The sequence below is a fragment of the Opitutus sp. genome (assembly GCA_024998815.1).
In the GTDB taxonomy this organism is placed as follows: domain Bacteria; phylum Verrucomicrobiota; class Verrucomicrobiia; order Opitutales; family Opitutaceae; genus Rariglobus.
In genome coordinates this window covers 1,155,325-1,172,728 of record JACEUQ010000002.1, presented here as the reverse complement: position 1 = coordinate 1,172,728, position 17,404 = coordinate 1,155,325, and the positions used below count along the sequence as shown (strand labels likewise).

Here is a 17,404-nt window from a genome sequence, read left to right as displayed (position 1 = left end):
TACGTGCACGACTGTGACCGTTCGCGGTATTTGTTTAGAACAGGCCGGTGTCGCCGCGACGCTCCCATCGGCCCTCTCAGTTAGTGTAACCATCAACCCACGGCGCCTTTACCGGCGTCATCGCGGAAGATCGGCGCTTTGGGGCACGCGACGGTTTTTTCGTTCTGTTTCACATGAGTTCTATAATGCAGGAGCTGCTCGCTCAATCCGGTTTCGATAAGCTTAAAGAAGGCGCTATCGTCTCCGCCACCATCACCGAAATCCGCCAGAACGACGTCGTCGTTGACATCGGTGGTAAATCCGAAGGCGTCATCCCCGCCAATGAGTTCATCGACATCGGCGAACTCCAGATCGGCTCCCAGATCGACGTTTACGTCGTCAAACTCGAAGACAAAAACGGCGCTCCCGAATTGTCCTTCGACCAAGCCGAGCAAAAGAAGAATTGGGACAACATTCTCACCAAGTTCCCCGAGGGCTCCATCGCCGCGGGTCGCGTTAAGGCCAAGGTCAAGGGCGGCCTGATCGTTTCGATCGGCGTCGACTCCTTCCTGCCCGCCTCGCACATCGATATCCAGCCCCCCAAGAACCTCGACCAGTACGTCGGCCAGACCTACGACTTCAAGGTTCTCAAAATCAATCTCGACCGGAAGAACATCGTTCTGTCCCGCCGCGAGCTCATCGAGGAACAGCGCACCAACAAGCGCAAGAACCTGCTCGACTCCATCAAGCCCGGTCAGGTCCGCAAGGGCGTGGTCAAGAACATCACCGACTTCGGTGCGTTCATCGACCTCGACGGCATGGATGGTCTCCTCCACATCACCGACATGTCCTGGGGCCGTATCGCTCACCCGAGCGAGATCCTCAAGCAGGGTGAAGAGATCAACGTCATGATCATCGAAGTGAACCGCGAGAAAGAGCGCGTTTCCCTCGGCCTCAAGCAGACCACCCGCAATCCGTGGGACGAGATCGAGAACAAGTTCCCCGTCGGCGTCAAAGTTCACGGCAAAGTCGTCAACTTGGTCCCCTACGGCGCGTTCATCGAGATCGAGCCCGGCGTCGAAGGCCTCGTGCACATCACCGAGATGTCCTGGACCAAGCGCATCACCAAGCCCTCCGAGCTGCTCAAGGTCGGCCAGGAGTTGGACGCGGTTGTCCTCGGTATCCAGAAGGAAGACCAGAAGATCTCCCTCGGCCTGCGCCAGCTCGAGCCCAATCCGTGGGACATGGCTCGCCACAACTACCCGATCGGCGCTCGTGTTCGCGGCAAGGTGCGCAACATGACCACCTACGGCGCCTTCATCGAACTCGAAGAAGGCATCGACGGTATGGTTCACGTGTCCGACCTCAGCTGGACGCGCAAGGTCAACCACCCCTCCGAGATCCTCAAGAAGGGCGACGAGGTCGAGGCCATCGTTCTCGATGTCGATGCTTCCCAGCAGCGCATCAGCCTCGGCGTCAAGCAGCTCGCCGTCGATCCTTGGACCGACATCGACGCCTTCTTCAAGATCGGCGACGTCGTCTCTGGCGTTGTCTCCAAGATCACCTCCTTCGGCGCCTTCGTGGAGCTCAAGGACGGTATCGATGGTTTGGTGCACATCTCGCAGATCAGCGAGGAGCGCATCGAGAAGGTGAAGGACGTGCTCAAGCCCGGCCAGGAAATCAGCGCCCGCGTGATCAAGATCGACCGCGACGAGCGTCGCCTCGGTCTGTCGGTCAAGGCCGCCAACTACTCCGAGCAGCAGCTCGCCGCCGAGACCGCCTCCTTCGAGGCCCTCAACCGCGACAGCTCCGGCGACATGATGAACCTGGGCGACATCCTCGATGCCGCTTCCGACAAGAAGTAATCGTCCGCCCCGACTCGTTCGGTGCTAACTCGAAGCGCCCCACCCCGCCACGCGGGATGGGGCGCTTTTTTGTGGGCCTATATTCTCGGCCTCAGATGTAGCGGGTCTTTAGCCCGCTCGTATAAAAACACCCTGAGCTCACGCTCAAGGCCACGGGGAGTGGTCCGGGTGTTCTGCTGCGCGTGCCTGCCGCTCCCTCAATTGCTTTTATCGGACGCCTGCGCGTGCCTCTGAATGTGGCCTTGAGCGTGAGCTCAAGGTCTGGAGCTTCGCCTCCCCTTGAACGCGGTTAACCAATGGGCGTGTCCGTCGCTGCCCGTTCGCCTGCCTGAGGTTAACCCCAATCCGACTCGGCTCCTTTTGGCCGGGCGATTTTATCCCAAAAAACGCGGCGAGTTTAGCCTTTTACCCGGCTGCTTCTGCCTTCATGCGTGAAGCCTTACTTTTTCCAAAATGAACACTCCGCGTAAACCTGTTCTGCTCATCATCCGCGACGGTTGGGGCCATAACCCTTATCCCGACCAGGCCGCCACCAACGCCGTGGCTTTGGCCAAAAAGCCGGTCGATGACGCCCTTCAGGCCACCGCTCCGGTCGCCTACGTCTCCGCCAGCGGTCTCGACGTCGGTCTGCCCGACGGCCAGATGGGCAACTCCGAGGTGGGCCACGAAAACATCGGCGCCGGCCGCATCGTCGACCAGGAGTTGGTACGCCTCAACAAACTGTTCTCCGAAAAGCAGCTCGCCCAAAACGCCACCTGGCACGGCGTGGTCGCCCGCATCAAGGCCTCGCCCACGGCCAAACTCCACCTCATGGGCATCGTTTCCGACGGCGGCGTCCACGGCATGCTCGAGCACCTCTACGGGCTGCTGGTGCAGGCCAAATCCGACGGCATCCCCGCCGACCGCGTGTTCATCCACGGCTTCACCGACGGCCGCGATACCGCGCCGACCAGCGGCCTGGGTTTTGTGCGTGCCGTTGAGGCCAAGCTCAAAGAACTCGGCTACGGCCGCATCGCCTCGATCTGCGGACGTTTCTGGGCGATGGATCGCGACAACCGTTGGGAGCGCGTGCAAAAGGGCTACGACCTGCTCACTGGCCGCGCCCTCGCCGCCACCGCCACCTCCGCCGAGGCAGCCGTCCAGAGCTATTACGATAAACCCCTCAGTGAGACGCAAAAGGGCGATGAGTTCGTGCCCGCCACCGCCATCGTAGACGCCGCCGGCAAGCCCCTCGCCACCTTCCAAGACGGTGACGCCGTTGTGTTTTACAACTACCGTGGCGACCGCCCCCGCGAGATCACCCGCGCCTTTGTGATGGACGACTTCAAGGAGTTTAACCGCGGTCCGAAGCTCGACCTCTACTACGCCACCATGACCGAGTACGAGGCGGGCCTGCCGGTGAAGATCATCTCGCCCAAGCCGGAAAAGCTCAAAAACATCCTCGGCCAGGTCGTGGCCAACGCAGGAATTGCCCAGTTCCGCTGCGCCGAGACCGAGAAGAATCCGCACGTCACCTTCTTCTTTAACAACTACAATAAGGAGCCGTTTGCGGGCCAAGTGAACGCCTGTCCGGCCAGCCCCAAGGTGCCCACCTACGACATGCAGCCCGAGATGAGCGCGGCCGAGGTCACCGCCTTGAGCAAGGAAGCGATTCTCTCCGGCAAATACGGCTTCATCGCCGTTAACTACGCCAATCCCGACATGGTCGGCCACACCGGCTCGGTTCCGGCCACGGTGAAAGCCTGCGAAGCCACCGACGCCGGCGTGGGCGAACTGCTCGCCGCGCTCAAACAGGTCGGAGGTAAAGCGGTGATCTGTGCCGACCACGGCAACGCCGAACAGATGTGGGACTCGGTACTCAAAGGCCCGCATACCGCGCACACCTTGAACTTGGTCGATGTGTTTGTGGTGGGCGAAGGTCTGACCAAGGCAGGCACCAAGATGCGCTCGGGCGGACGTTTGGCCGACATCGCGCCGACCGTCTTGCAGTTGATGGGCCTGCCCAAGCCCGCCGAGATGACCGGTCAGAGCCTGATCGAGGCTTGAGCGATTCAGCGGCTCCGCCGCTCCGGCCGCCTCCGGTAACTTTCGGCCGCCACCTCGCCCAAGAAGCTCGGGGCTGAGGGGCGGCGAGGCAGACGCAAAAGCGCGCGATCCCATAGTGTCACCCATTAGGTGACACTATGGGGTCGAAGCGGGCGCGAGCAGGACTGTTTATGCGTGAACCCGAGCTGGGGGGTATCCCCAGTCGGTGTATTCCCAGTCGGTGTATTCCCTTTCGCGTGCTTCCTCCTTGGTTTTTCCGGCGAGGGTTCGCAGCATTCGCGACCATGTCCTCCGTTCACACTCCGTCCCGCTGGCAGTGGGGCTACGCTCTGGCGCTGGCCGCCACCGTGGTCTGGGCCTCCAGCTTTGGGCAGGTGGCACTGCCGGACTGCGCCGATTTTGTTAACTTCGACAAACTCGCCCACGCCTCAGTCTTTGGCCTGATGGCCACCTTGGTGCTGCGGCCGTTTCGCTCTCGGCCGATCGTCTGGTCGATCATCATCGTTTCGCTTTTCGGCGCGGTCGACGAACTCCACCAGAATTTCACCCCGGGGCGTTCGATGGATATTCTCGATTGGGTCGCCGACACCACCGGCGCCGTCGTCGCCGTGAGCGCTTACACCTTCTGGGGCGGGTACCGGCGGGTGTTGGAATTCAAACTCCTTAAACGTAAACCCCGTGTCTCCGCCCCTGTTTACGTAGTCGCCTCCGTTGATCCGACTGCGCGCGCCGCCGCTCCCGCGCTTGCCACCGTCGCCGCTCCCGTCGTCACCCCGATCCCACCCGCATCATGACCCCTTCCGAGGCCAAAACCCGGCTCGCTCACCTCCGCCAAGAACTCGTTGCTCACGACGAGCGCTACTACCGCCTGGCGCGTCCCGAGATCAGCGACTTCGAGTACGATGTGCTCAAGGCCGAATTGGCCGACCTGGAGGCGCGTTTCCCCGACCAGGTTGCGGCGAACTCGCCCACGCTACGTGTCGGCGATGACCGCGCCGAGGGGTTTGCCCGCGTCAAACACCGGCTGGCCATGACCACCTTGGACAACACCTACGACGAGTCCGAGCTGCGCGAGTTTCACGCCCGCCTGGTCAAGGCCTTGGGCAGCGAAGGCCTCGACTACACCGTCGAGCCCAAGATCGACGGCGTGGCGGTCAGCCTCACCTACGAACGTGGACGGCTCACACGCGCGGTCACCCGGGGCGACGGCGAGGAGGGCGACGATGTCACCGCCAACGTGCGCACGCTGCACGGCCTGCCGCAGACCTTGCGCGGGGGCGAAGAGCTGCTCGATCTCGCCTTGCCCGACGGCATCGAAATCCGCGGCGAGATTTTTATGCGCGAGGATGAGTTTAGCCGCATCAACCAGATGCAGGAAGAGGCCGGCGAGGCGCTCTACGCCAACCCGCGCAACCTGGCCGCTGGCACGTTAAAACTGCTCGATCCCAAGTTGGTGGCGGCACGCCGACTGGAGATCGTGCTCTACGGCATGGGTGCGTGTGAACCCGCGCCCGAGGCCCTCGACCTCGATGCCCAAACCGCGTTGCAGGCGCGGCTGCGCGCATGGGGCCTGCCGGTGGTGGAAAAATTCTGGGCGGTGCGCGGCGTTGACGCGGTTTGGGCGGCCATCGGCGAACTCGATTCGCTGCGGCGCACCTTTGCTTATCCGACCGACGGCGCGGTGGTGAAACTCGACCGTTTTGCCCAGCAGGCCGTGGTGGGTTACCGAGGCGCTGGACAGGCGGCGCGCAAACTTTCCCCGCGTTGGGCCTGCGCCTACAAGTTCGCCCCCGACCGGGCCGAGACGCGCATCCGCGCGATCACGTTGCAAGTCGGGCGCACGGGTGCGGTTACCCCGGTGGCCGAGCTCGATCCGGTGCTGCTCGCCGGCACCACGGTGAAGCGCGCCACGTTGCACAATGCCGACGAAATTGCCCGCAAAGATGTGCGCGTGGGCGACGCCGTGCTGGTGGAAAAAGCCGGCGAAATCATCCCCGCCGTCGTCGAGGTGCTGCTGGCCAAACGCCCCGCCGACAGCGTGCCGTATGTGTTTCCGACCGAGTGCCCGGCGTGCGGCACGGCGTTGGTGCGCGAGGAGGGCGGCGTCAAATGGCTGTGCCCGAACCCGGCGTGCCCCGAAAAAGTGCGGCGCAAGATCGAGCATTTCGCCTCCAAAGCGTGTCTCGACATCGACGGGCTGGGCGAGGAGGTCGTGGATTTGCTGCTGCGCCACGGGCTGATTCAGACGCAGGCCGACGTGTTTCGGTTAACCGTGGCCGAGCTGCTGCCGCTGAAAAAGTCGGGCGAGGTGTGGGCCAACAATTTGGTCAACGGCATCGCGGCGCGGCGCAACGCCGACCTTTGGCGGGTGATTCACGGGCTGGGGATTCCGCTGGTGGGTGCGGCCTCGGCCAAGGATCTGGCGCGGCGCTTCCGTTCGCTCGACGCGCTGGCGGCGGCCTCGCTCAACGACCTGGTGCAGATCGACGGCTTTGGCGAAAAAACCGCCGAGGCGGTGCGGCGCTGGTTCGATGACGCGGCCAACCAGGCGCTGGTCGCGGCGTTGCTGGCGGCCGGTCTGGCGCCCAATCCGCCGAGCGAGGCGGCTGCCGGTGGCGCGGTGCTGGCGGGCAAGACGCTGGTGTTGACCGGCACTTTGCCCACGCTCTCGCGCGATGAAGCGGCGGCGCTGATTGAGGCGGCGGGAGGCAAAATCAGCGGCAGCGTGTCGAGGAAAACCCACTACGTCGTCGCCGGCGAGGAAGCCGGCTCGAAGTTGGAAAAAGCCAAAACACTCGGCGTGCCGGTCCTCGATGAAGCCGGGCTGCGTGCGCTGCTTGGCTGATATCAATTCGCGGTCAAGAAGAGCTGAATTAACCTGCTTCCAGGGGGGGGGCGGATACCGTTGGTCAAACACCTTGAGCTCACGCTCAAGTTCACAAGGAGTGTGTTCACGAAGTGTGGCCTTGAGCGTGAGCTCAAGGATGCCTAACGCTTGATTTCGGCGAGCACCTCGGGGTGGGTGGCGAGGTAGCGATTGAGCTTTTCCAGCACCTCGAAGGTTTCGGCGCTGACGTGGTGCTCCATGCCTTCGACGTCGTGGTCGATCACTTCGCGTTCAAGCCCCAGCAGACCGAGAAAATGGGTGAGCAACTCATGCCGATGGGCGATGCGAGCGGCGACCTGTTCACCGGCGCGGGTGAGCACCATGCCCCGGTATTTTTCGTATTTGACCAAGCCCTCGGTATCGAGGCGCTGGACCATGGTGGTGACGCTGGCCTGCGAAATCTTGAGCTCGGCGGCGATATCGACCACCCGAGCGTAGCCCTTGGTTTTGATCAGTTCGCTGATCCGCTCAAGGTAGTCCTCCACCGCAGAGGAGGTACGGGGAGGTGCGGGGTTTTCGGCCACGAAAAAAAGGACGCGCGACCGAAACCGGTGCGGTTAGCGCTTTTGTTTGTTGGCCAGACGCTGGGCGGTGAGCACCACGCGGAACATCTGAATGGCCAGCCAGAACACGCCGCTCATGCAGCCGGCGGTGAGGAAGGCCCAGAAGAAGACCATCTTTGGGTCGTTGGAGGGCACGTGCGACTTCAGCAGGCTGAACAGGAACCCGAAGAAACCGGCGACGAGAATCGCGTCGATTACGAGACTTACGGGAGAGGTCAGTTTGCCGAGCTTGATATCGGGGGAGGAGGAGACGGTCGGAGACGACATAATGGGTGGAACGAGACGCGGAGGATTCAGGGTTGTCGACCCGTTTTTTGCCGGAGTGAGGCCGGAGGGGCGCAAATAATAGGTGGGGACGGGCCATCTCGGGCCTTGACGCTGGGGGCTGGGACCACAAATTGCCCCTTCCTCATTGCCTGATGGTGTAATGGCAGCACAGGTGACTTTGACTCACCTAGTCATGGTTCGAATCCATGTCGGGCAGCCAATGAGGACTTTTTAGAGAATGTCGGATAACGGTTGACTGGTTGGAATCGGGGACGGTGCAGGCACCGCATTATTCCAAACGCATATCGCTTTTATTTAGTGGGTTATGTTTTAAGGCAATGGAGCTGGCGCGTCCGATATCGGTCCGGTTTCTGGATCTACGACGCGATAACCCATTTTCCCATAGGCGGCCGACCGCCGGCGGAACATGGCGTGGGTCAATGGGGTGGCGTCAAGGTAGTCGTGAATGAGTACCGTGGTCTTGGTCTCCAACTAGACATTGGATGAGTCCCCGTTACCGGAACCCGACTCGGAAGCATTGGACTTCCGAGTAGCTTCCGAGCTGCTCCCTTTGCATGCGCCACTAAAACCAGCCGGCATCCATCTGCGGCAACTCGTTCAGCATGGCCACCGTCTCGTGACCACCGTTGGCGGACTTCTTCTGGTCGGTTGAGATTCCTCCGCCCGATTCCCCGACGCGTGGATTCAGTGTGGTTGTTTCCGAGGTGAAGAAAAAAACACCGTGATGATGCCCAATTCAGTCCCCATGGCCGGTTCGTGCGGGCATCAGGCGAGGAAGGCCGGCTTTTGGCAAGGGCCGGCACGGCGGTGATCGGGCAGGGCGGTTAAGCGTTCTCTTAAGGCCGTGTGTATCGACTTGGTGGCGGCCGGCGCGTCGCTGTGTTTAAACTCAAAGCCGAAGCGTTTACCGCGAATGATCAGCATCAAATCCAGCTCCGCGCCGCCGTGGGTTGCCTGTAATAGGTCGAACGCGACCGGGTCGCCGTCACCAGCTGCTCAATCACAAATCCCACCCACGAGGTTCCCACCACGGCACTCTTTTTTACCTCCCTGGCAGTAAAATTGACGTGATTAATGGCCTGCTCTTGGGTTATTGGGCGTTTCTATTGAAAACACCCCTATGGCGGTAATATTCAGTATGAATCGATGTTGCCTCGTCCACTCTTGGTCTTTTTGCTCCGAATTGCCGTTAAGGCAGTAAATGCAATCGTTGGCACAACTTATTCTCGCTCACCGTAAGAAGGCCGAGCTGACTCAGCCGCAGCTTGCGAAGCTGGCAGGCGTGGGGAAGACCGTCGTCTGGGATTTGGAACACGGCAAGGAATCGGTGCAGTGGGACACGCTGCAAAAAATTTTGCACGTGCTTAACATCACGGTCGAATGGCGAAGCCCTCTGCTGCAACGCATCGCAGCCAAGGCGACAACCGAGGCAACCATACCTGCTACGACCGAATCCCCAAGGGCTGAATCATCATGAGAACAGCCCGCGTTTTTCAGCAGGACCAATTCGCTGGGATTTTGGAGCCCGTCGGGGATGGGGCCTTTCGGTTCACCTACGCTCCTGGATTCTGCGGCGAACCGGTGTCGCTCACCATGCCGACGACTCAGCAGATATGGGTGTTTCCTCAGTTCCCGCCACCGTTCGAAGGGTTGCTGCCGGAGGGGGGTCAACTCGACGCACTCCTGCGGCATCGCAAGTTGGATCGGTATGATTTTTTTGGGCAGTTGCTCGCGGTCGGTCACGATGTCGTTGGGTCGTTGCGAATCGAGGAGGCGGCATGAGGTGCCTGATCACCAACGCAGAGTGGGCGGGGACGGGTTCCTATTCACCGGAGGGCTTGCGCCTGTTGGACCGGCGGCTGCAATCGCTCGCACCGTTGCCCTTCACGCGCGAGCAGTTGATTGAGGAGGCTGCCGCGCGCGCCGTGAAAATGTCCATCCAGGGCATGCAGCCCAAAGTCAGCGCCGTGTTGCACGTGAGCGAGGGACGGATGGAGATCGTCGACACGGGTGGCCGCTATATCGTGAAGCCGCCGCACCTGGTGTATTCGGAGCTGCCTGAGAACGAAGCGGTGACGATGTCGTTAGCGGCTACCTTAGGCATCGAAGTTCCTGTGCACGGATTACTCCTTAATGCCGATGGCACTCGGTCGTATTTTATCCGTCGTTTTGATCGCGTGGGCAGGGACAGGCAACCGGTGGAGGACTTCGCGCAGTTGAGTGGTGCCAGCCGCGACACGAAGTATGATTCCAGTACGGAGCGCTTGATCGAGATCATCGACCGCTTTTGCACTTTTCCGGCACTGGAGCGTATCAATTTTTTCGAGCGTCTGCTCTTTTCTTTCCTGACTGGCAACGAGGACATGCACCTCAAGAATTGGTCGCTGGTCACCCGCGACGACAAGGTGGAGCTATCTCCTGCCTATGACCTGCTTAATAGCACCATTCCCAATCCGAGAAGTCGGGAGGAACTCGCGTTGCCGCTCAACGGCAAGAAGTCCAATTTGAGGGCCAATGATTTCTGGCGCTACCTTGCGGTCGAGCGACTCGGGTTATCTCCCGCCGTGATCGAGCAGACGAAAACCAAGTTCGTCGTGGCCTGCCGTGATTGGCATGAGCGCCTTGATTCCAGTTTTCTCTCCGATGTGATGAAAACGCGTTACCGTGAGTTGTCCGCTGAGCGGCGCGATCGGCTTGGGTTGAAATGAAACGCGCAATGATAGCACCTTGGGACGCCGTCGTTTCGATTAAGTGGCCGGTGGAGGGCGATTTATTTTAGTATCTGAAATAACAATACTGAATGGCAATGACGACCAATCTACCAGTTACCTAGTGCTTACTTGCAATAATAAGTGATATTGTATCCGCTTTGTAGATGGGACGAAAAGCCGTGCGAATCACTTGTAGCGAGGGGGATCAGCAATCCCTAGAAAAACGGGCAACCAGCCGGATTGAGTCGAGGCAGCGAGTTGAGCGCGCCCGGATGATCCTTGGGTGCGTGAGTGGCGAGCAGGTGCAAGAGGTGGCGCGCCGCTGCAACACCAGGCCGAACACCGTAATAAAGTGGAGGGATCGCTTTGTGCTGCTTGGCATGAAGGGGCTGGATGATGCGGCACGGCCGGGCGCGAAGCGCACCTACGGTGAGGACTTTCGAGATCGGGTGCTGGCTTTATTGGAAGGGCCACCCCCTCCGGGGCAGGCGCGCTGGGATGGTCCAGCGGTGGCCCGTGTGCTCGGCGGCTCGGTGCACGCGGTCTGGCGAGTGCTGCGCAAGGAGGGCATTTGCCTGCAGCGCCAGCGCTCGTGGTGCGTGAGCACTGACAAGCAGTTCGCAGCCAAGGCAGCCGATATCGTCGGGCTCTACCTGAGCCCACCGGAAAAGGCATTGGTTGTGAGCGGCGAGCGGGAAAGCGTCTATTTCTGGCGGTTAGGAATGCACTTCTTCTTCGGTGGATCTTCTTCCCCTTAAAAAGAGTAATACTCTTCTTCCGTGGGTGGGTTTTCTTCCCTGTCCGGCTGGGGATATGAGGGGTGCGAATGGGTGGAGATTGAACCGGCGGGACGCTTGGCGGATGCACAGCGATGCATCCAACCGGTTCACGCAAGTGTTTGCACTGTGCCGATTTCTTTCTGCCCGACGCGCATAACCGCGAGCGTCAGCGCTACTGCGGGAAGCCGGGATGCCGACGGGCGAGCCGGGCGGCCAGTCAGGCCAAATGGTTGGCGAAGCCGGAGAACCTCGACCACTGGAAAGGCCCAGAAAATGTCCAACGGGTGCAGGAGTGGCGGAAGGCCAATCCGGGGTACTCAAGGCGGAGGGGGCCGCGACGGCGGGTGGCGTTACAAGACATCCCAACTACGCAATCCGTTGTGCACCAGCCTAAAGCCGAGCCGGTCGCCGAGGTGGCGTTACCGAATCCCTGCGCGGCGTTACAAGACAGATGGGAGTCGCAAAACCCTGTGCTCGTGGGGCTTATCGCGCAGTTCGCCGGAGTGACGTTACAAGAGGACCTCGAACCCATGCTGCGACACCTGCAATCCCGGGGGCGGGTGATCCTGGGCATCGACGTCCAGCCGCCCGATTATGCAAAAACAACCGATCGATCGCGAACAACTCCGGCGCACGCCGGCCCAGTTTAGCTGGCTGGACCACCGGCTGGTGCGGGGCAATTACCTGGGGCGGGCCAGTGCCCCCGCCTGGGGACTTTATCTGGTCCTGGTAACCGTGGGTGACGCCGACGGGCTGAGTTACTACGCCACGCGCACCCTGGCCCGGCTGCTCACGCTCAGCGAGGACGGCCTGGTCGAGGCGCGTCGGCAGTTAATCGAGGCCGGGGTGATCGCCTACGCCGCGCCACTTTACCAGGTGCTCTCCTTGGACCGGGGCAGGCCAACGCACACGCTGGCGGCAACGCCGCCGCCGAGCCGGGAGGTGGGCGCGTGATCGATTACGAACTGTATTGCCGGATAAAACAGGCGGAGGCGGCCGGTCACAGTGCGCCGCAAATCGCCCGCTCGCTCCAGTTGCACGTGCAGACGGTGAGGCGCTGGCAGGCGCAGGAAAAGTACGTGCGCAGCCAGGCCGCGCAGGTGCCTAGGCCAAGCAAGCTCGACGTGCACAAGCCGGCGATCGCGCGGTGGCTGGAGGCCCATCCGTTCACCGCCATGCAGCTCTGGCAAAAGGTGCGCGAGCGGGGGTACACGGGCGGGTATTCAATTTTGAAAGACTACGTGCGGCGGGTGCGGCCGAGGAACCTGGAGGCGTTTCTTACCCTCAAGTTTGCCCCCGGCCAGACCGCGCAGGTGGACTGGGGCAGTTTTGGCGCGGTGGAGGTGGACGGCACCCGGCGGGCTTTAAGTTTTTTCGTCATGGTTTTGGGGTACAGCCGGTTCCTGCATGTGGAATTTACCCTCGGGCAGGGCCAGGAGTGGTGGCTGGGCTGTCACCGGCGCGCCTTTGAAAAACTCGGCGGGGTGCCGCGCGAGGTGATGGTGGACAACTGCAAGACGGCCGTCCTCTCGCATGTGCCCGGGACCGACCCGGTGTACAACGCCCAGTACCTGGACTTTGCCCGGCACTACGGGTTTACGATAAAAGCGTGCGGGCCGGGGCATCCGCAGTCCAAGGGCATGGTGGAAAACGCGGTGGGTTACGTGAAAAAAAGCTTCCTTGGCGGGCGGCAGATGAACGGGTTTACCGAGCTGGGGCCGGCCGCCAGCTTGTGGCTGGAAACGGTGGCCAACGTGCGCGTTCACGCTGAAACCCAGGGCCGGCCGGTGGACCGGCTGCCCGAGGAGCGCGCTGCGCTCCTGCCGCTTAACCCGGTGGCCAGTCCGGCGGTGCGCACCTTAAGCGTGCGGGCGTCGCGGCGGTGCCGGGTGAGTATCGAAACGAACCGCTACTCGGTGCCCACGAAGTTTGCCGGGGCGCTACTCACCGCGCAGATCGAGGGGGCGCAGGTGAGGTTTTATGCGGACCGCACCCTGGTGGCCGAGCATGCCCGCAGTTTTGCCCGCCGCGCCGATGTGGAAAACCCCGAGCATGTGCGCGAACTCGAGGAGCGCAAACGGCAGGGGGCGCGGCAGCGCCTGCGGCTACGGTTTTTGGAACTGAGCCCGGCGGCACCCGCCTACCAACGGGGGCTGGAGGAGCGCCGGCTCAACGCGGGACACCACCTGGCGACTATCGTGGGTTTGGTGGCCCTGTATGGAACGGAGGCAGTCGGCCGGGCGATCGAAAGCGCCCATGAACTCGGCGCCTACTCCAGCGATTACATCCTCAACTTGCTCGAACAACGCGCGCGGGCCTTGCCGCAAGCCGGGCCGATCCACCTCACCCGCGCCGACGCGTTGGCCGCACTGGAACTCGAACTGCGTCCCCCGGATTTAAGCCCCTATACCCAATGAAAACAGAACCCGAAAAAACCGATTTATTAAAAGATCAACTCAAGTACCTGAAACTCGGTTACCTGCTGCGCCACCACGGCGAACTCACGGCCGAGGCGGCCAAGGCGCGCTGTTCGCACGCCGAATTTTTACGCCGACTGGTGCAGGCCGAGACCCAGGACCGCCAGATCCGGGCGCTGGAGCGGCGCATCCAGGCAGCGCGCTTCCCGGTCAAGAAAACCGTCGACCAGTTCCAGTGGGACTGGCCCAAGGAGTTGAACGAAGCGCAGGTGCGGCACCTCTTCGAACTGGGCTTTGTCAAGGAGCGCACCAACGCGGTGTTTTGCGGTGGTGTGGGGCTTGGGAAGACACATCTCGCGAGCGCGTTGGGCTACGCGGCGTGCCAGGCGGGCTACACGGTGCTGTTTACGACGGCGGTGGACGCGATCAACGCTTTGGTCACCGCCCAGTCCCTGCACCGGTTGCAAGCCGAGTTGAAGCGTTACATGACCCCTGCGGTGCTCGTGCTCGATGAGGTCGGCTACCTGCCGCTCGACAAGTCGGGGGCCGACCTGCTCTTCCAGATCGTCAGCCAACGCTACGAACGCGGCTCGCTGATCGTCACCACCAACAAGGCCTACAAACACTGGGCAGGGATCTTTAACAACGACGCTGGCATCACCGCGGCGATCCTGGACCGCCTACTGCACCGGGCCCAGACCGTCGTCATCGAGGGCAAATCCTACCGCATGAAAGACCGCCTGGCCGACGAACCTGCAAGCTGACCGGGCCTGATGATCGGCCCCTGGCGGGGCCGGTCATCGGCTTTTACGACAGGTGATTTTGTAACCGCCAGAAATAGACGGTGTTCGCGCCGCCGCTCACACATTGGTGATAAGTGTGGATGAAAAGCCTGGCATCCAAGCCCTAGAGCGCGCCACCGGTTACGTGGAGACCGACAATGGTAAAATCGTCCAGGGACTCAAAAGCACCTACAAGCGCCACGGTACACTCAACTTGTTCGCTGCCCTTGATGTGGCCACGGGCTTGATCAAGACGCAGAAAACCACCCTTAAGCGCCGGGAGGAGTTCCTGCTGTTCATGGACCAAGTGGTGGCGGATCACCCGCCCGAGAGAGAACTCCACGTGATTTTGGATAATTATTGCACCCACAAAAAGTGCGACGCTTGGCTCGCTCGGCACCCCAATGTCCACTTCCACTTTACCCCAACCTCGGCGAGTTGGCTCAATCAAGTTGAAATCTGGTTCGGCATACTAACAAGGAAGGCGCTACGGGGCGCGAACTTCAGAAGCGTCGCCGAACTTAGTCAGGCCATTGACGCTTTCGTCGCCGCCTACCTGCCCAATGCCAAGCCGTTCAAGTGGCGCAAGCGCGAGGTCAAGGGAAGCCAACTCAGAAATACTATCATTAATCTACGCAATTAAGCACTAGAACTGGCCTAATTCCGGAGTATGCGAAGAAGTATGTCGCTACGCCACGACGTCCAGATTGGGTTCTGTACAGGGGAGTAAGTCGCGTCCCGTGGCCAGTGCCGAAAGCGTATTGAAGCCCATGAATAATGGTGAGCGATAATTGGGATAAAGCGTAGCGGATCCCCTGGGGTTGCTGGTAAGCTGGGAGGAGTGAAACCCGATTTGCTGGCAGCGGACTTCGCTTCAGGCGACGATTACCTTACCCTTGCGCGGTCGTCCTCCACGTAGCCCGTTGAGCTTGGCCGCAGCACTTTTCCGCGCGCTCTTCGTTGCCCCGCCTGCTCGGCCCAGCGCCGCCAGTGCGTTATGTTTCGGCGCTGGAGGGGCTTCTCCCGCTTCCGCAGCTATGGCTAACGCCAAGGTGAGCGCCTCGTTGATTTCGTGTGCCGCTTCTTCGCAACTCGCCCCGTGAGCCATGATTCCAGGCATCTCGCTGACTTGCGCCACAAAGCACTCGTCGCCTTTGGCGGCACTGTACCAAATGCGGATTTCATAGTCGCGGGCGTGGGTGGTGGTTTTCATTTTTGTTCTATTCTAAGGAGTTCGCGGATTTGGGCGACTTGGTAGGACTTGGCCTTGCCGCCAGCATTCTGTACGTTGATCATCTGGCAGCCCGTCTTGCGGAAGACGTTGTGGCTGCCGGATTGCTTGGCCGTGTAGCCAAGACGCTTGAGCAGGTGGCAAAGATCGTCGTAACCAATCCCGGCATCGGCTTGGCCGCTCATCAGCTTTTCGAGGGTCTTCTTCCAATTGCCCATGTTTAGAGCCTTAACCCAAGCGTTGGGTTTTGTAAACGTAATTAACCCTCGTTCGCTAAAAACGCTAGCAGGCCTTACCTCTGTCCACATACCCGAGACGCAAATGAAGCGAAACGGCTCCCCCGCCGCATTAAGTTAAGGCGGCGACTTGCCACATGGCGAAAGCGGGGCAGTTGTTTTTTTACACGGGCAATCACGGTGGTAAAACCTCGATTTGCCTCAGCAAAGTTCGGATTTTCAAATGCCTCGGGCAGCCAATGAGGACTTTTTAGAGAATGTCGGATAACGGTTGACTGAGTGGAGACGGGAACTGGGCGAAATGGGTTTATTGGACACCATGCGAACAGCAATCGGTTCGCGGAGGATCCTGTAATTTGCTCTACATAAAGTGAAACGGTTGACCGCTTCGAATTGCCTGCTTTTCGTTTTGGCCAAGCCGGTTTCCCGGCTCAAACTCTAGCCATCGCCTGATTTAGCCCGTTCCTGATGTCGCCTCCACGTTCACCCGACGATCCGCCTTCCACCGCGTCCGCCGGCGCGGCGCAGGCTTTTCAACAGGGGCAACGCTCGGGCACCCTGCTGTCGCCCGCCGCCTTGACGGAGCAGGCGATCCAACTTAGGTCTGATAATCGTTATGCCTCCCACCCAGTCGAAACCGCTTTGCGCGCTCTCCGTGCCCTCGCCCCGGATTCATGTGAAGAAGGCCACGCTGGCTTCGATTTTGAGTCGGCCGAAAGTATCTACCGCGCAGGCGCTCAGGGGCTACGACTACCTGAAATCCCACAGCTCCCGGAAAGTCTCCGCGAGCTGAGCCGCCTGAGCGCAGTCGATCGCGCTGGGCGCACCCATTTGCGGCGCTGGGTGGAGTCCCAAGGGCCGGTTTTTGACGAGGCTGTCTTTTTGACCGCGTGGGAAGCTCAAGGCCGTAGAGGTGGAGCCGAGCACCACGTTTATCACGACCAGGCAAAAAATCGCTGGTTCAAACGCCTCTACTACGGCGTGAACCAGAGTACTCTGGGCGACTATTTTGAGCGGATGCGTTTGCACGCCGTGCTCTTCCCTGAAACCGCCTACCGGTTGGAAGGCTTTACCATTAACCCCAAGAGCAAGGCCTTGGCTCCCGTGGTTTCCCAATCCCACGTTGAGATCGACACCGAGCGCCCTCCGGTCACCAAGCATGAGACCGATGCGCTAATGTCCGCCATCGGCTTCGCTTCCGTGCAGCTTTATCACAACGAGGTTTTAGACGACGGGTACTTCGCCTATGTTCATCCGCAGACCGGCGTGCTCGCCCATGATCTCCACGACGAAAACGTCGTGCGAGTGCTGGGCTTGGCTGATCTGGCAGTCATCGACCCGTATATTTCGCTCGTCCGCCGCGGCTCCTGGGGAGCGATCAAACTCGCCGAGATTGGGCTGCAATGCCCACCCGACGACCAGTCGTAATGTGAGCGGGTAACGTGGCAGGAATCGCACGGGAGGAAATAAGTGGCTTGATGGTCGAATTCGACCCGTGACGCGAATGAAGCGAAACGGCTCCCCCGCCGCATTAAGTTAAGGCGGCGACTTGCCACATGGCGAAAGCGAGGCAGTTGTTTTTTTACACGGGCAATCACGGTGGTAAAACCTCGATTTGCC

17 protein-coding genes, 1 tRNA gene and 1 pseudogene are annotated in these 17,404 nt (G+C 60.8%); 14 read left to right on the top strand and 5 right to left on the bottom strand.

Annotation, left to right across the window (positions count from 1 at the left end; genetic code table 11):
- The first annotated feature begins 173 nt into the window (after positions 1-173).
- The 4 genes from rpsA to ligA all read left to right on the top strand — a co-directional run bounded on the left by rpsA (position 174) and on the right by ligA (position 6,735).
- The gene (gene rpsA / locus H2170_12865) at positions 174-1,844 is read left to right on the top strand and encodes a 30S ribosomal protein S1 (GenBank protein ID MCS6300963.1); all 1,671 of its coding nucleotides are present in this window, start codon (positions 174-176) and stop codon (positions 1,842-1,844) included.
- Positions 1,845-2,297: 453 nt separating this feature from the next.
- Positions 2,298-3,890, top strand: coding sequence for a 2,3-bisphosphoglycerate-independent phosphoglycerate mutase (locus tag H2170_12860; GenBank protein MCS6300962.1), 1,593 nt, complete (start codon positions 2,298-2,300; stop codon positions 3,888-3,890).
- A gap of 284 nt (positions 3,891-4,174) precedes the next feature.
- Positions 4,175-4,684, top strand: coding sequence for a VanZ family protein (locus tag H2170_12855; GenBank protein ID MCS6300961.1), 510 nt, complete (start codon positions 4,175-4,177; stop codon positions 4,682-4,684).
- Positions 4,681-6,735 carry an NAD-dependent DNA ligase LigA gene (gene ligA, locus H2170_12850; GenBank protein ID MCS6300960.1) on the top strand — a complete coding sequence of 685 codons (2,055 nt, stop codon included), beginning with the start codon at positions 4,681-4,683 and terminating at the stop codon, positions 6,733-6,735. Before H2170_12855 ends, ligA begins: the two co-directional genes overlap by 4 nt.
- A gap of 143 nt (positions 6,736-6,878) precedes the next feature.
- Here the strand turns inward: ligA and mntR are convergent, their stop codons facing one another.
- Together mntR and H2170_12840 are read right to left on the bottom strand one after the other, a co-directional pair.
- Positions 6,879-7,301 carry a transcriptional regulator MntR gene (gene mntR, locus H2170_12845; protein MCS6300959.1) on the bottom strand — a complete coding sequence of 141 codons (423 nt, stop codon included), beginning with the start codon at positions 7,299-7,301 and terminating at the stop codon, positions 6,879-6,881.
- A 33-nt stretch (positions 7,302-7,334) separates the two neighbouring features.
- A complete protein-coding gene (locus H2170_12840) occupies positions 7,335-7,607 on the bottom strand; it encodes a hypothetical protein (GenBank protein MCS6300958.1) in 273 nt (90 codons plus the stop codon).
- 146 nt (positions 7,608-7,753) lie between these two features.
- Here H2170_12840 and H2170_12835 point away from each other — a divergent pair.
- A tRNA-Gln gene (locus H2170_12835) sits at positions 7,754-7,827 on the top strand.
- A gap of 566 nt (positions 7,828-8,393) precedes the next feature.
- Here the strand turns inward: H2170_12835 and H2170_12830 are convergent.
- A complete protein-coding gene (locus H2170_12830; GenBank protein MCS6300957.1) occupies positions 8,394-8,552 on the bottom strand; it encodes a hypothetical protein in 159 nt (52 codons plus the stop codon).
- 277 nt (positions 8,553-8,829) lie between these two features.
- On the opposite strand from H2170_12830, the gene H2170_12825 reads away from it, so the two are divergent.
- From H2170_12825 to H2170_12790, 8 genes and pseudogenes are all read left to right on the top strand, one after another.
- Positions 8,830-9,105, top strand: a complete 276-nt coding sequence (locus H2170_12825) for a helix-turn-helix transcriptional regulator (protein ID MCS6300956.1) — start codon at positions 8,830-8,832, stop codon at positions 9,103-9,105.
- Entirely contained in the window at positions 9,102-9,410 is a 309-nt protein-coding gene (locus tag H2170_12820) for a HipA N-terminal domain-containing protein (GenBank protein MCS6300955.1), read from the top strand. The genes H2170_12825 and H2170_12820 overlap by 4 nt, the downstream gene beginning before the upstream one ends.
- Positions 9,407-10,336 carry a HipA domain-containing protein gene (locus tag H2170_12815; protein ID MCS6300954.1) on the top strand — a complete coding sequence of 310 codons (930 nt, stop codon included), beginning with the start codon at positions 9,407-9,409 and terminating at the stop codon, positions 10,334-10,336. The genes H2170_12820 and H2170_12815 overlap by 4 nt, the downstream gene beginning before the upstream one ends.
- Before the next feature lie 290 nt (positions 10,337-10,626).
- Complete coding sequence (locus H2170_12810; protein MCS6300953.1) at positions 10,627-11,097, top strand: helix-turn-helix domain-containing protein; 471 nt, start codon at positions 10,627-10,629, stop codon at positions 11,095-11,097.
- A 615-nt stretch (positions 11,098-11,712) separates the two neighbouring features.
- A complete protein-coding gene (locus tag H2170_12805; GenBank protein ID MCS6300952.1) occupies positions 11,713-12,072 on the top strand; it encodes a hypothetical protein in 360 nt (119 codons plus the stop codon).
- Positions 12,069-13,535: an IS21 family transposase gene (locus H2170_12800; GenBank protein MCS6300951.1), complete on the top strand. Its 1,467-nt coding sequence runs from the start codon at positions 12,069-12,071 to the stop codon at positions 13,533-13,535. Before H2170_12805 ends, H2170_12800 begins: the two co-directional genes overlap by 4 nt.
- Positions 13,532-14,299 (top strand): ATP-binding protein, encoded by a 768-nt coding sequence (locus tag H2170_12795; protein MCS6300950.1) that lies wholly within the window; start codon positions 13,532-13,534, stop codon positions 14,297-14,299. The genes H2170_12800 and H2170_12795 overlap by 4 nt, the downstream gene beginning before the upstream one ends.
- Positions 14,300-14,402: 103 nt before the next feature.
- Positions 14,403-14,960, top strand: a pseudogene (locus H2170_12790) (IS630 family transposase).
- A 231-nt stretch (positions 14,961-15,191) separates the two neighbouring features.
- Here the strand turns inward: H2170_12790 and H2170_12785 are convergent.
- Together H2170_12785 and H2170_12780 are read right to left on the bottom strand one after the other, a co-directional pair.
- Positions 15,192-15,530 carry a hypothetical protein gene (locus tag H2170_12785; GenBank protein ID MCS6300949.1) on the bottom strand — a complete coding sequence of 113 codons (339 nt, stop codon included), beginning with the start codon at positions 15,528-15,530 and terminating at the stop codon, positions 15,192-15,194.
- Positions 15,527-15,766: a type II toxin-antitoxin system HicA family toxin gene (locus H2170_12780; GenBank protein MCS6300948.1), complete on the bottom strand. Its 240-nt coding sequence runs from the start codon at positions 15,764-15,766 to the stop codon at positions 15,527-15,529. Before H2170_12780 ends, H2170_12785 begins: the two co-directional genes overlap by 4 nt.
- A 486-nt stretch (positions 15,767-16,252) precedes the next feature.
- On the opposite strand from H2170_12780, the gene H2170_12775 reads away from it, so the two are divergent.
- Positions 16,253-17,212, top strand: a complete 960-nt coding sequence (locus H2170_12775; GenBank protein MCS6300947.1) for a hypothetical protein — start codon at positions 16,253-16,255, stop codon at positions 17,210-17,212.
- Positions 17,213-17,404: the final 192 nt, after the last annotated feature.

What these genes read in the sequence shown, in the direction of transcription:
- H2170_12840 (MCS6300958.1), bottom strand. Translation starts at nt 7,607, where the DNA reads ATGTCGTCTCCGACCGTCTCCTCCTCCCCCGATATCAAGCTCGGCAAA.
- H2170_12805 (MCS6300952.1), top strand. Translation starts at nt 11,713, where the DNA reads ATGCAAAAACAACCGATCGATCGCGAACAACTCCGGCGCACGCCGGCC.
- H2170_12860 (MCS6300962.1), top strand. Translation starts at nt 2,298, where the DNA reads ATGAACACTCCGCGTAAACCTGTTCTGCTCATCATCCGCGACGGTTGG.
- rpsA (MCS6300963.1), top strand. Translation starts at nt 174, where the DNA reads ATGAGTTCTATAATGCAGGAGCTGCTCGCTCAATCCGGTTTCGATAAG.
- H2170_12820 (MCS6300955.1), top strand. Translation starts at nt 9,102, where the DNA reads ATGAGAACAGCCCGCGTTTTTCAGCAGGACCAATTCGCTGGGATTTTG.
- H2170_12785 (MCS6300949.1), bottom strand. Translation starts at nt 15,530, where the DNA reads ATGAAAACCACCACCCACGCCCGCGACTATGAAATCCGCATTTGGTAC.
- ligA (MCS6300960.1), top strand. Translation starts at nt 4,681, where the DNA reads ATGACCCCTTCCGAGGCCAAAACCCGGCTCGCTCACCTCCGCCAAGAA.
- H2170_12780 (MCS6300948.1), bottom strand. Translation starts at nt 15,766, where the DNA reads ATGGGCAATTGGAAGAAGACCCTCGAAAAGCTGATGAGCGGCCAAGCC.
- H2170_12855 (MCS6300961.1), top strand. Translation starts at nt 4,175, where the DNA reads ATGTCCTCCGTTCACACTCCGTCCCGCTGGCAGTGGGGCTACGCTCTG.
- H2170_12825 (MCS6300956.1), top strand. Translation starts at nt 8,830, where the DNA reads ATGCAATCGTTGGCACAACTTATTCTCGCTCACCGTAAGAAGGCCGAG.
- H2170_12830 (MCS6300957.1), bottom strand. Translation starts at nt 8,552, where the DNA reads ATGCTGATCATTCGCGGTAAACGCTTCGGCTTTGAGTTTAAACACAGC.
- H2170_12795 (MCS6300950.1), top strand. Translation starts at nt 13,532, where the DNA reads ATGAAAACAGAACCCGAAAAAACCGATTTATTAAAAGATCAACTCAAG.
- H2170_12775 (MCS6300947.1), top strand. Translation starts at nt 16,253, where the DNA reads ATGTCGCCTCCACGTTCACCCGACGATCCGCCTTCCACCGCGTCCGCC.
- H2170_12815 (MCS6300954.1), top strand. Translation starts at nt 9,407, where the DNA reads ATGAGGTGCCTGATCACCAACGCAGAGTGGGCGGGGACGGGTTCCTAT.